The organism is Micromonospora sp. LA-10 (assembly GCF_051853095.1).
GTDB lineage: Bacteria > Actinomycetota > Actinomycetes > Mycobacteriales > Micromonosporaceae > Micromonospora > Micromonospora echinospora_A.
Genome location: NZ_CP195710.1, coordinates 2,803,638 through 2,816,082, shown reverse-complemented (window position 1 = coordinate 2,816,082; position 12,445 = coordinate 2,803,638). Strand labels below are relative to the sequence as shown.

The 12,445-nt window shown below is 71.4% G+C and carries 13 protein-coding genes; 10 read left to right on the top strand and 3 right to left on the bottom strand.

All coding sequences use genetic code 11. The features are described from left to right. Positions 1-300 precede the first annotated feature (300 nt). The 4 genes from ACSDG8_RS13070 to ACSDG8_RS13055 are packed head-to-tail and all read left to right on the top strand — an operon-like array spanning position 301 to position 5,027. A complete protein-coding gene (locus tag ACSDG8_RS13070) occupies positions 301-2,142 on the top strand; it encodes a phosphoenolpyruvate carboxykinase (GTP) (protein WP_210899867.1) in 1,842 nt (613 codons plus the stop codon). A 40-nt stretch (positions 2,143-2,182) separates the two neighbouring features. Next, on the top strand, positions 2,183-3,028 hold the full coding sequence (locus ACSDG8_RS13065; RefSeq protein ID WP_210899870.1) for a hypothetical protein: 846 nt from the start codon (positions 2,183-2,185) through the stop codon (positions 3,026-3,028). Positions 3,029-3,064: 36 nt separating this feature from the next. Continuing rightward, positions 3,065-4,225 (top strand): geranylgeranyl reductase family protein, encoded by a 1,161-nt coding sequence (locus ACSDG8_RS13060; protein WP_439427912.1) that lies wholly within the window; start codon positions 3,065-3,067, stop codon positions 4,223-4,225. A gap of 31 nt (positions 4,226-4,256) precedes the next feature. After that, complete coding sequence (locus tag ACSDG8_RS13055) at positions 4,257-5,027, top strand: isoprenyl transferase (RefSeq protein WP_073825033.1); 771 nt, start codon at positions 4,257-4,259, stop codon at positions 5,025-5,027. Positions 5,028-5,052: 25 nt separating this feature from the next. Here ACSDG8_RS13055 and otsB read toward each other — a convergent pair whose 3' ends face one another. From otsB to ACSDG8_RS13040, 3 genes are all read right to left on the bottom strand, one after another. Beyond that, positions 5,053-5,877 carry a trehalose-phosphatase gene (gene otsB / locus ACSDG8_RS13050; protein WP_210942747.1) on the bottom strand — a complete coding sequence of 275 codons (825 nt, stop codon included), beginning with the start codon at positions 5,875-5,877 and terminating at the stop codon, positions 5,053-5,055. Between the two features lie 68 nt (positions 5,878-5,945). Further along, positions 5,946-6,299: a hypothetical protein gene (locus tag ACSDG8_RS13045; protein WP_026268070.1), complete on the bottom strand. Its 354-nt coding sequence runs from the start codon at positions 6,297-6,299 to the stop codon at positions 5,946-5,948. Between the two features lie 163 nt (positions 6,300-6,462). Beyond that, complete coding sequence (locus tag ACSDG8_RS13040) at positions 6,463-6,903, bottom strand: helix-turn-helix domain-containing protein (protein WP_210942748.1); 441 nt, start codon at positions 6,901-6,903, stop codon at positions 6,463-6,465. A gap of 264 nt (positions 6,904-7,167) precedes the next feature. Here ACSDG8_RS13040 and ACSDG8_RS13035 point away from each other — a divergent pair, with 264 nt between their 5' ends. The 6 genes from ACSDG8_RS13035 (at position 7,168) to ACSDG8_RS13010 (ending at position 12,406) form a co-directional block, all read left to right on the top strand. After that, complete coding sequence (locus tag ACSDG8_RS13035; protein ID WP_210942749.1) at positions 7,168-7,509, top strand: hypothetical protein; 342 nt, start codon at positions 7,168-7,170, stop codon at positions 7,507-7,509. Beyond that, the gene (locus tag ACSDG8_RS13030; RefSeq protein ID WP_116504012.1) at positions 7,506-7,931 is read left to right on the top strand and encodes a hypothetical protein; all 426 of its coding nucleotides are present in this window, start codon (positions 7,506-7,508) and stop codon (positions 7,929-7,931) included. Before ACSDG8_RS13035 ends, ACSDG8_RS13030 begins: the two co-directional genes overlap by 4 nt. Before the next feature lie 312 nt (positions 7,932-8,243). Further along, positions 8,244-9,650 carry a PhoH family protein gene (locus tag ACSDG8_RS13025; protein WP_210899890.1) on the top strand — a complete coding sequence of 469 codons (1,407 nt, stop codon included), beginning with the start codon at positions 8,244-8,246 and terminating at the stop codon, positions 9,648-9,650. 234 nt (positions 9,651-9,884) lie between these two features. Further along, positions 9,885-10,568, top strand: coding sequence for a transglycosylase SLT domain-containing protein (locus ACSDG8_RS13020; protein ID WP_210899893.1), 684 nt, complete (start codon positions 9,885-9,887; stop codon positions 10,566-10,568). A gap of 103 nt (positions 10,569-10,671) precedes the next feature. Further along, positions 10,672-11,331, top strand: coding sequence for a rhomboid family intramembrane serine protease (locus ACSDG8_RS13015; protein WP_210899896.1), 660 nt, complete (start codon positions 10,672-10,674; stop codon positions 11,329-11,331). Between the two features lie 106 nt (positions 11,332-11,437). Next, complete coding sequence (locus tag ACSDG8_RS13010) at positions 11,438-12,406, top strand: NAD(P)/FAD-dependent oxidoreductase (protein ID WP_116504018.1); 969 nt, start codon at positions 11,438-11,440, stop codon at positions 12,404-12,406. Positions 12,407-12,445 lie beyond the last annotated feature (39 nt).

Sequence of the window (12,445 nt, the reverse complement as noted above, 5' to 3'; positions counted from 1 at the left end):
CTTTCACGACATGTTCGTACGCTTCCCCGCGATCGGGCGTCGCGGTCACTCCGGTGACGGACGGGGCCGTCGAAGGTTCACCGCAGGATTTGCGTGAAACTGCGCGCGAAAGCGGGTATCAGATCGTGAAGCCGCAGCGTGGCCGTACCTTGTGCAGTTCTTCACAACCAGTCCCACTGACTGGCGAGGCAGTCCGGTTTACGCTGAGCCCAATCCCAGGTTTCCACGAGGCGGCGTACTTGCCCGCCAGAACTCGTGCACCCCATAGATCGGTCAGCGTCGACCACAAGGAGAAGTGACATGGTTGCTCCGGCTGCTGTTCGGGGTATCGATCAGGCCCCGACGTCCCACCCCAAGCTGCTGGCCTGGGTTCGTGAGGTCGCGGAACTGACCACCCCCGACCGCGTGGTCTGGGTGGACGGGTCTGATGAGGAGTGGCGCCGCCTCACCGACGAACTCGTCTCCAACGGCACCCTGATCCGCCTGAATCCCGAGAAGAAGCCCAACTCGTTCTACGCGCGTACCGACCCCACGGACGTCGCCCGGGTGGAGGAGCGCACCTTCATCTGCTCCGTCGACGAGGCGGACGCCGGCCCCACCAACAACTGGATGGCGCCGGCCGAGATGAAGCGGACGATGACGGAGCTGTACCGCGGCAGCATGCGCGGGCGCACCATGTACGTCATCCCGTTCTGCATGGGCCCGATCGAGGCCGAGAACCCCATGTTCGGCGTGGAGATCACCGACAGCCCGTACGTGGTCGCCTCGATGCGGATCATGACGCGGATGGGGTCGGCGATCCTGGAGGCGATGGGCGACGACGCCGACTTCGTGCACGCGCTGCACTCGATCGGCGCGCCGCTCGACCCGGGCCAGCAGGACGTGGCCTGGCCGTGCAACGAGACGAAGTACATCTCCCACTTCCCGGAGACCCGGGAGATCTGGTCGTACGGCTCCGGCTACGGCGGCAACTCGCTGCTGGGCAAGAAGTGCTACTCGCTGCGTATCGCCAGTGTGATGGGGCGCGACGAGGGCTGGCTGGCCGAGCACATGCTGATCCTCAAGATCACCTCGCCGGAGGGCAAGGTCTACCACATCGCCGGCGCCTTCCCGTCCGCCTGCGGCAAGACCAACCTCGCGATGCTGGAGCCGACCATCCCGGGCTGGAAGGTCGAGACCATCGGCGACGACATCGCCTGGATGCGGTTCGGCCAGGACGGCCGCCTCTACGCGATCAACCCGGAGTACGGCCTGTTCGGTGTCGCCCCCGGCACCGACTGGAAGACCAACGCCAACGCCATGCGGACGCTGGACCGGGGCAACTCCATCTTCACCAACGTGGCGCTGACCGACGACGGCGACATCTGGTGGGAGGGCATGGGTGAGCCGCCGGCGCACCTGATCGACTGGAAGGGCAACGACTGGACGCCGGAGAGCGAGAACCTCTCCTCGCACGCGAACAGCCGCTTCTGCACCCCGATCACCCAGTGCCCGATCCTGGCCGACGACTACTACGACCCGAACGGCGTGCCGATCGACGCGATCCTGTTCGGCGGCCGTCGTCGCGACACCATCCCGCTGGTCACCGAGGCCCGCGACTGGGTGCACGGCGTCTACATGGGCGCCACGCTCTCCTCGGAGACCACCGCCGCCGCCTCCGGCGCGGTCGGCGTGGTGCGCCGCGACCCGATGGCCATGCTGCCGTTCATCGGCTACAACGGCGGTGACTACTTCCGGCACTGGATCGAGATGGGCAAGGGCGCCGACGGCGACGAGTCCAAGCTGCCCAAGATTTACTACGTCAACTGGTTCCGCAAGGACGCCGAGGGCAACTTCCTCTGGCCGGGCTTCGGCGAGAACTCCCGCGTGCTCAAGTGGGTCATCGAGCGGCTGGAGGGCCGGGCCGAGGCGGTGGAGACCCCGATCGGCATGGTCCCGGCGCAGGACGCGCTCGACGTCGAGGGTCTGGACATGACCCCGGAGGACGTCCGGATCGCGCTGAAGGTGGACGCGGACGAGTGGCGCAACGAGCTGCCGCTGGTCACCGAGTGGTTCGAGAAGTTCGGGGACAAGCTCCCCGGCGTGCTCTGGGCCGAGCTGGACGCGCTGCGCGCCCGCCTCGACGCGGAGCCGCAGAAGTAACAGGTGTGCCTGTTGCCCGCGCCGGGCAACATCGGATGCCATGAGGACGGCCGCTGAACCTGTCGAGGTCCGGCGGCCGTCCGCCGTCCGGGCGCTGACCACGCTGCTCGCCGTGACCGCGGCGGCCACCGTCGTGGTCGAGCTGCTCAACTACTGGTACGCCCCGGAGCAGGAGTTCGGTCTGGCCGTACGCACCGGCTGGGCGATGCTCCGGTCGCTCGGCTTCCTGCTGCTAATCGGGCACGTGAACAAGGGCCGGGTCGCTGCCCGGCCGTTCGGGCTGATCCTGGCGGTGACCACGATCTTCGCGGTCGGGCGGCTGATCGTGCCCCGGCAGGGGGTGCCCGCGCTGCCCGGCCTGATCGGGTTCGCCGTGCTCACCGCGCTCTGCGTCGCCGTGGTGGTGCTGCTCTACCGTTCCGAGGCGATCCGCGCGCACCTGGTCCGGCACCGCAAGGGCCTGGTCGTCGAGGGCGGGACGATCTCCTGGCGGGAGATGACGCCGAAGCGCCCGCAGGCGAACGGCTGGCTGCTCACCGCCCGGGTCGCGGCGTTCACCTACAGCCCGCTGATGCTGGTGCCGGCGCTGGTGGCGACCGGCGCCGTGCTGGACGGGCGGCTCGCCGCCGTACCTGCTCTGGTCCTGTGGTTCGGCGCCGGCATCGCGGTCAGCTACGCGGTGCTGTTCTGCACCGCGTTCCTGCTGCGCGACCGGGCCTGGGCGCGGAAGGCCCTGGTCGCGGTCACGCTCGGCGTACTGGCGATCGACCTGCCGCTGTGCTGGTGGCTGCTCGGCGTCGACGGCCTGATCCGCGACGGTGCCCCCCTGATAACCGCGGCAGCCCTCTGCCTCTGGTCCCTGTACCGGGCAACCCGGTCCCGTTGATGCCCGGGGCGGGGGCCGGCGGGGGAGGATGAGGGCGTGTGGGACGTCGTGGTGGTGGGGGCGGGGCCGGCGGGAGCGGCCGCCGCGCTCGGCGCGCGGCGGGCCGGGGCGGCGCGGGTGCTGCTGCTGGACCGGTCCGACTTCCCCCGGGACAAGGCGTGCGGTGACGGCATCGCCGCGCACGCGCTCGACGTCCTCGCCGAACTGGGCGTGACCGGGGCCGTCGACGGCTATCCGCCGCTGCCCGCGCTGCGCCTGGTCGGACCGGGTGGCGGCACCGTCGCCCGGACGCTGCCCCGGCCCGCCTACACGGTGCCCCGCCGGGTGTTCGACGCACGCCTGGTCGCGGCGGCGGTGGCGGCCGGCGCGGAGTTGCGGCGGCACACCGTACGCCGGGTGGAGATCGCCTCCGACCGGGTGGTGCTCGACGGCGAGTTGGCCGCGCGGGCGCTGGTGGGCGCGGACGGCGCCGGATCGGTGGTCCGGCGTGCGCTCGGGCACCCGGTCAACCCGGACCGGCACCTGGCGCTCGCCATCCGGGGCTACGCGCCCGCCCCGCCCGGGCTGCCCGAACAGCTCATCGTCACCTCGGCGGCGCGCTGGCCCGCGTACGCCTGGGCCTTTCCGATCGGCGACGGTCGCGCGAACGTCGGGTACGGGGAGGTGCTGCGCGGCGAGCCGCTGACCCGCGCGCACCTGCTGGCCCGGACGGCCGCGCTGCTGCCCGGCGTCGACCCGGCCACGGTGACCGGCCTGCGCGCGCACCATTTGCCGCTGTCCACCCACCGGCCGGCGCCCGGGCGGGGCCGGGTGGTGCTGGCCGGGGACGCGCTGTCGCTGATCAACCCGTTCACCGGCGAGGGCATCTTCTACGCGCTGCGCTCGGGAGCGCTGGCCGGCGCGGCGGCGGCCGGCAATCCCGCCGAGGCCGCCTCCGGGTACGCGGCTGCGCTGCGCGCCCGGCTCGGCACTCACCTGCGGCACAGCTCGGCGGCGGCCTGGCTGGCCAGGCGTCGCTGGGTGGTCGACGCGGTGGTCGGCGCGGCCGGACGCGACGAGCGGGTCTACCGCACGGTGGTGGAGCTGGGGCTCGGCGACGGCCGGCTCGACGTCCGCACGCTCGCGGCGATCGCCGCTGACGTGCCGCGGCCACGCCGGAGCGGCTCGCCGTCGGCTGATACGCCACCGAGACACTGATCTTTCTCACGGGTCGCTACCCTGCAAGGTGATGACTCTGCGGAAACTCCTCTACTCCGTATACGAGCGCCGACTGACGGCGAAGCTCGCGGGCAAGCCCGTACCCGCACACGTCGGCGTGATGTGCGACGGCAACCGCAGATGGGCCCGGGAGATGGGCTTCGTCGACCCGAACGACGGCCACCGGATGGGCGCCGAGCGGATCAAGGAGCTGCTCCGCTGGTGCGACGCGGCCGGCGTCGGGCACGTCACGCTGTGGCTGCTCTCCACCGACAACCTCTCCCGTCCGGCCGCCGAGCTGGACCCACTGCTCCAGATCATCGAGGACCTCACCACCGAGCTGGCCGAGGAGGGCAATCCCTGGCGGCTGCGGATGGTCGGCGCGCTCGACGTGCTGCCGGCGCAGCACGCCGCCGCGCTCAAGGCCGCCGAGGAACGCACCCGGAACCGCGACGGCGGGGCTCAGGTCAACATCGCGGTCGGGTACGGCGGGCGGCGCGAGATCGCCGACGCGGTCCGCTCGCTGCTGGTGGAGCACGCCGCGAACGGCGGCACGCTTGAGGAGCTGGCCACCTCGCTCGACGTCGACCACATCTCCGAGCACCTCTACACCAAGGGGCTGCCGGATCCGGATCTGATCATCCGGACCAGTGGCGAGCAGCGGCTCTCCGGCTTCATGCTCTGGCAGAGCGCGCACTCGGAGTTCTACTTCTGCGAGCTGAACTGGCCCGACTTCCGCAAGGTCGACTTCCTCCGCGCCCTGCGCTCCTACGCCACCCGCCAGCGCCGCTTCGGCACCTGACCCCCGGCGCGAGGGTCAGGTCAGGTCAGGTCAGGTGGCGCAGGGCGTCGGTGAGGAAGTCGGCCAGGGCGGCGGGGGAGTCCAGGGTCAGGTCGGCGGCGTCGGCCACCTCGCGCCCGGTCTCCGGGTTGGCCACGGCGACGCAGACACCGAGGAAGCCGGGGTCGGCGGCGGCACGGGCGCGCAGCGCGGCGAACGCCTTGATGTCGGAGACGTCGTCACCGAAGTACCAGGCGCCGCCGGCGTCCCGGACCGTCTCGCCGATCACCATGCCCTTGTCCCGGTCGACAGGGGGCTTGAGTTCCAGCACCATCCGGCCCGGCTGGGCGCGCAGGCCCAGCCGCTCGGCCTGGGCCCGGCCCCACTCCTGCACCAGCTCACCGAGCTGCGGGGCGGTACGCCAGTGCAGCGCGACGGAGAGCCGCTTGAACTCGACGAGCGCGCCGGGCGGCAACTCGGCGCGGGCCTGCTCGGCCAACTCGGACATGGTCGGCACCCAGGGCAGGGCGGCCGGCTCGGTGACCGTCTCGCTGCCGGAGTGGCTGTGTTCCAGGCCGTAGAGCCCGTACAGGTCGATGCCGGTGAGGCCACCGAGGTGGTCACGGAGGAAATCCACCGGGCGGGCGGAGACGATGGCGATCCGCCGCACGTGCGGGGCGAGCGCCTCCAGCGCGGTGAGCACGTTCGGCGCGGGCCGCACGGCCGTCGGGTCGTCGTCGACCGGCGCCAACGTGCCGTCGAAGTCGAAGAAGAGCACGACGTCCCGTGCACGGTCGGCGGTCGCACGCCAGGCGTGCTCCGCGTTCAACGGGGTCTTCGGCTGCTGGTTGCCCAGATTCAACGGCGGCACGCGCGTCAGCGTACCCCGCGTCCGGCGGCGTATTCGTGGCCGAGATGTGACGTCGAAACGGCGTGGGGTCAGCGTTCGGCGGCTCCTCGTCCCCGGCGCCCGAACGGCACCACTGCCGCGTCCTGCCCGTGGCTGAGCAGGTAGCCCTCCACGAAGCCGGTGTTGCGGTCGCCGGTGTGCGCCTCGATCTCGTTCAGCCGCGCCACCAGGAACTCGGTGAGCGCGCTGACCCGGTCGTTGAGACGATCGTGCAGCTCGGCGACGACGGCGAGGATCACCGCGGTGCCGGCCGTGGTGAGCGCGAAGAGGTTGACGACCAGGGGAAGCTGCCCGCCGTCCAGTACGCCGACCACCACGTTGCCGGTCACGCACGATGTCAGCGACACCACCGCGACCACGACTGCCAACCATTTCAGGGTCATGGACAGACCCCTCCTTCTGTCCCGCAGGGCTGGGTTCGGCTGTGTCCCGTCCCCCCGCCGATGACGAGCCCCTAGCAGTACAAACGTGGACGCTAGCGGGTCCGTTCCGTCCCCGAGGCGAAACGATCGGGTCCGACCTTCCGTTCTTTCGCCATCTGAGGAACTACCCGGCTTGTTTACCCCTATTTCGGACACCGCCCGGCAGAGTCGGGCGGTATGCGAGGTAACGGATGGTTTCTCGAATGTGGAACTTCTCCGCGTCCGACACGGTCGGGTCGACCAGCCGGCGCAGCAGCGCCTCCACGTCCGGGTCCATCGGCGGTGGGGTGGGCGTGGCCCGTGGGCCGGCGGCGCGGTCCCAGCCGAGCGCGGTGAAGGCGGTGGCCGGATCGAGCCCCAGGCCCTCGCAGAAGGCGACCACCCGCTCGGCCTCCGGGTCGCTGGCCCAGTCTCCGCGGACCCAGCGGTTGATGGTCTGCCGGGAGACGCCTGTGCGCCGGGAAACCTCGGTGCCGCTCCAGGCCCGCAGCGCTCGTGCGTCGTCGAGGGCACGGCGGACGAAGGTGGCGAAGGCGATCTTCCGCGCGTTGGCCGTCTCGGTCACCCCGTGACGGTACGGCCAGTCAGTCCCGTCGGGCGGTCTCGGCACGCTGCTGTCACGCCGACGTGACGGTGATCGCGCATTTCCGGTAAACGATCCAGGGCTGCTCCTGAGGGGTGTCACCTGGGCAGAATAGATGGACACGAGTACGGCGGCAAAGGCCCGAAAAGCTGATACTGTCACGCTCATGAGACAACTTACGGTGTGTCACGTGCTTGAGACGACGAGTGCTCACATGCGTCACTCCGCGGGTGCCGAGGGGGTTTCGTGACCGAGCTCGCGACCCGTGCCCAGGCCTTCGGGCTGATCGCGGAAGGCGTGTCCGCCGGGCTGAGCGCCCCGTGGCGTCTCTATCTCGCCCGGGGTTGCCGGTACCTCTCGCTCAGCGTCGGCGACCGGGGGGAGTGGGACGCCTGGCGTACCCACCTCGGCTGTCCCGAGCTGAGCGTCCGGGTGTACGACTCCGGCGGCGAGATCCGCCGGGCGTCGGTGGCCGAGGTCATCCTCGACGGCTGCCGGATCAGCGTCGAGCTGGTCGAGGAGGTCAGCACCGACGACCTCGAACGGCTGCTGGTGGTCGACCCGCTGCCCGGGGCGGACGAGCGATGACCCCTTTTCTCGCCGTGGTCCTCGTGCTGGTGCTCGGCTCCACCTGCTACGCCGCCGGTCGCCTGCACGGGCAGCTGAGCTACCGCATCGGCTACCGGTTCGGCTACCGGCAGGGCTACTTCGACGGTGACCGGGGCGCCTGGAACCGCCGCCGTCGCGACGCCCAGGCCGCCATCGCCTCGGCGCTGTCCGCCCCCGGCGCGACTGTGGTGACGTCGGCCGGGCGCTCGGCAGTGCCGTTCGCCGGCACCGCCGTACCGGCCGCTGTCGCCGCCCGGTCCGGCTCCGCCCCGGCCGTACGGGTCACCGCCACCGCTCAGCTCGGCGCGGTGGGGCGGGCGGGCACCACGTACACCGGATCGTCGTTCGGTGCGACCGGCGCTGGCCCGAGGGCCGGCACGCTGGCGCGGCGGCCGGGCTGAGGCCCGCACCGCGACGCCGACCGCGGCGACCGGCCGGGATGCGCGCAGGGGGCATGCATCCCGGCCGGTTCCGGTCCGCCCGTCACCCGAACAGGTGTACGTCCGGCGCCGACCACACGATGATCCACGCGCACCTCTAGCCCCGCGGCCCCTCGGCGATTAGCGTCTAGGCATGGCGCGGGGTTTTCCCGGGCCAGCCGGACAGCCCGGACCTGCGTCCTCGCACACGGGGCCCGCATCCGACCCCGTGTCCACCGGGCACCGGAAGAGGCGGAACTCGGGTGGCCGGGTGCCCATCCGCGGAGCAGGCCTGTGACCACTCGCCGTACCCCCGCCGGAGCCGAGCAGAGCCCGGCCGCGACCGCCCCGACCCGCCGGACCACCCGCAGCCGCCGGAGCGCCGCTGCCGAGGCTGAGGAGCCCCGACCAGCCGGCCCGGCCTTCGTCCTGGACACCTCCGTCCTTCTCTCCGACCCGGCGGCGTTCCACCGCTTCGCCGAGCACGAGGTGGTGCTGCCGCTGGTGGTCATCTCCGAGCTGGAGGGCAAGCGGCACCATCCCGAGCTGGGTTGGTTCGCCCGCCAGTCGCTGCGCATGCTCGACGAGCTGCGGGTGCGGCACGGCCGGCTGGACCGTCCGGTGCCCGCCAACGAGCAGGGCGGCACGCTGCGGGTGGAGCTGAACCACACCGACGACGGCGTGCTGCCGCCCGGCTTCCGCAACGAGTCGAACGACGCGCGCATCCTGTCCGTGGCGCTCAACCTGGCCGCCGAGGGGCGTGAGGTCACGCTCGTCAGCAAGGACATGCCGCTGCGGGTGAAGGCGGCCTCGGTCGGCCTGCGTGCCGACGAGTACCGGCACGGCCAGGCCAGCGACCCGACCTGGACCGGTATGGCCGAACTGGACCTGTCCGAGGAGGAGATCGGCCGGCTGTACGCGGGCGAGACGCTCGACGTCGACGCCGCGGCGGGCCTGCCCTGCCACACCGGCCTGGTGCTGCAGTCCGGGCGCGGCTCGGCGCTGGGCCGGGTGCTGCCGGACAAGACGATCCGGCTGGTCCGGGGCGACCGGGAGGCGTTCGGCGTGCACGGCCGCTCGGCGGAGCAGCGGGTCGCGCTCGACCTGCTGCTGGACGAGTCGATCGGCATCGTCTCGCTCGGCGGCCGGGCCGGCACCGGCAAGTCCGCGCTGGCGCTCTGCGCCGGCCTGGAGGCGGTGATGGAGCGGCGCCGGCACAAGAAGGTGATCGTGTTCCGTCCGCTGTACGCGGTGGGCGGTCAGGAGCTCGGCTACCTGCCCGGCTCGGAGTCGGAGAAGATGTCGCCCTGGGCGCAGGCCGTCTTCGACACGCTCGGCTCGGTGGTGCACGAGAACGTGCTGGAGGAGGTCACCTCGCGCGGGCTGCTGGAGGTGCTGCCGCTGACCCACATCCGCGGCCGCAGCCTGCACGACGCGTTCGTCATCGTCGACGAGGCCCAGTCGCTGGAGCGGGGGGTCCTGCTCACCGTGCTGTCCCGGATCGGCCAGGGGTCTCGGGTGGTGCTCACCCACGACGTGGCCCAGCGGGACAATCTGCGGGTCGGCCGGCACGACGGGGTGACCGCGGTGATCGAGGCGCTGAAGGGGCATCCCCTCTTCGCGCACGTCACGCTCAGCCGATCGGAGCGTTCTCCGATCGCCGCGATGGTCACCGACCTGCTGGAGGACATCCCCGGCTGACCGCCGCTTTTGCCCCACTTTGTCCCGATTCTCGGGGTGACGCAGATCACTTTTAGGGCTGGCCATTTCCCACCGGCCTCACTGTGCGCAATGGTGTCCATCGAGCGTCACCGACCACTCGGGAGCCTTACACGCCCCGCAGTCACACCGGTACCGGAGCGCTCGCGGCACGTCGGCGCGGCCCGGTGAGGCCACGCGCGTGCCGCGTCCCTGCCCCCGACGAAGGGAAACTTCGTGAGTCGGCTGTGGAGCCGGTTCGGCGCCCGCACCGCCGCTGTGGCACTGCTCTCCGTGGGCGTGGCCGGCGGCTTCTACTTGGGCGAGGATCGCCAGACCCAGCAGCAGGGCCTGACCGCGCAGGTCGGCCTGGAGGTCGACCAGGCGGAGTACGCGTACCAGCGCGAACGGCTGTCCGACCACCGCGTGGACTCGTCCCGGCAGCGTGCCGCCGAGTACCAGGCGAAGCTGCGTGCCGCCGCGGCGGCGAAGGAAGCCGCCGAGCGGGCCAAGAAGGCCGAGGCGGCCGCCGCCACCCGCAAGAAGGAACGGGAAGCGGCGGAGACCGAGACGAAGATCAAGCCGTACGAGGGACCGATCCCGTCCTCGTGCGCGGAGTACAGCGGCAACCGGAAGATCGGTTGCGCGATCATGCTCCAGAAGGGCTTCGGCATCGACCAGTTCCCCTGCCTGGACAAGCTCTGGACCAAGGAGAGCGGCTGGAACCCGAAGGCTTCCAACAGCTCCTCCGGAGCGTACGGAATCCCGCAGGCGGTGCCGGGCAGCAAGATGAGCTCGGTCGCCGACGACTGGAAGACCAACCCGGCGACCCAGATCACGTGGGGTCTCGGCTACATCAAGGGCCGGTACGACACCCCGTGCGGCGCCTGGCAGAAGTCGCAGAGTTCAGGCTGGTACTGACCTTGTGACGACGGCGGGACACCCGGGCAGAACCGGGTGTCCCGCCGTCGTCGTACCCGGTCCCGACTGGCGGCCCGCCACTTTTACTGATAGCTCTTGGTAGGTGACCTGGCCTGACAGCCCACGTGGCGGCGACCCTCACCGGTTCGGCACCGATGCGTTCTACGCGGCGCTCGGCCGGGCCTTCGTCGCCATGTGCGCGGTCGTGCCGGTGCTGTTCCTCATCGAGGCGCTCGACGTCGGCCTGCGACTCGGCCTCGACTACACCGCCGGCATCATCCCGCAGCGGATCCAGGGCCTGGACGGCGTCTTCTTCTCACCGTTCCTGCACGCCGGCTGGAACCACCTCTACAGCAACAGCATCCCGCTGATCCTGCTGGGCACGTTCGTGCTCGCCGCAGGCACCCGCCGGTTCCTCTGGTCCACCGGGGTCATCATCCTGGTCAGCGGCCTGGGCGTCTGGTTCACCGGCTCGCCCAACTCGGTGGTGGTCGGCGCCAGCGGCGTCATCTTCGGCTACCTCGGCATCCTGCTCACCCGCGGCATCGTGGAGCGGAGCTGGTGGAACTTCGCCGTCGGCCTGCTCGTCGGGCTGCTCTACGGCTGGCAACTGCTAGGCATCCTCCCCACCGACGAGCGCGTCTCCTGGCAGGGCCACCTGTTCGGGCTGCTCGGCGGCGTGATCGCGGCGATCCTGTTCCGCCGCCGCAGGGACACCGACGACGCGGACCGCCTCGGCTCACCGAGGATGACGCTGCCCTGACGGCACGTTGATCGAACAGCGGGACGTGCTTGCCCGCGGCCACCGGCCCGCCTACCGTTTCGGCATCAGCGTGGGTTGATCCCGAAGCGGAAAGTGACGGTGAGCCATGCGCGAGGTCGATGTCGCCGTGATCGGGGCCGGTCCCGCCGGGCTCTTCGCCGCCTACTACGCCGGATTCCGCGGACTCTCCGTGTCGGTGATCGACGCGCTGCCCGAGCCGGGCGGTCAGATCACCGCCATGTACCCGGAGAAGCTGATCCTCGACGTCGCCGGCTTCCCCGCGATCAAGGGCCGCGAGCTGGTCGCGAACCTGGTCGCCCAGGCCGCGCCCTTCCACCCCGACTACCAGCTCGGCGTACGCGCGGAAAAGCTGTCCTACCTCGACGGCCGGCCGGTGCTCGGCCTGGCCGGCGGTGAGCAGCTCAGCTGCGGCGCGGTGGTGGTCACCGGCGGGCTCGGCAGCTTCACGCCCCGACCCCTGCCGGTCGCGGAGAGCTTCACCGGCGGCGGGATCGTCTACTTCGTGCCGCAGCCGGCCGAGCTGACCGACCGGCACGTGCTCATCGTGGGCGGCGGCGACTCGGCGTTCGACTGGGCCGCCACGCTCGCGCCGCTGGCCCGGTCGGTGACGCTCGTGCACCGGCGGGACCGCTTCCGGGCGCACGCCGCCACCATCGAGCGGGTCCGCGCGCTGCCGGTGCGGATCGTCGTCAACGCCGAGGTGAGCCGGCTGTACGGCGAGGAGACGGTCACCGGCGCCGAGCTGACCGTACGCGGCGGCGAGGTGGAGACGCTTCCGGTGGACACGGTGGTGGCCGCGCTCGGCTTCACCGCCGACCTCGGCCCGCTCGCCGAGTGGGGGCTGAACATCGACCGGCGGCACATCGTGGTGGACAGCGCGATGGCCACCAACCTGCCCCGGGTGTTCGCCGCCGGGGACATCACCGAGTACCCGGGCAAGGTCCGCCTGATCGCCACCGGCTTCGGCGAGGCGGCCACCGCCGTGAACAACGCGGCTGTCGTCATCGACCCGACCGCGCACCTGTTCCCCGGTCACTCGTCCGACGGCACCTGACGCCGCATCCTGACCACTTCGTGGCCGCGGCGCGACAGT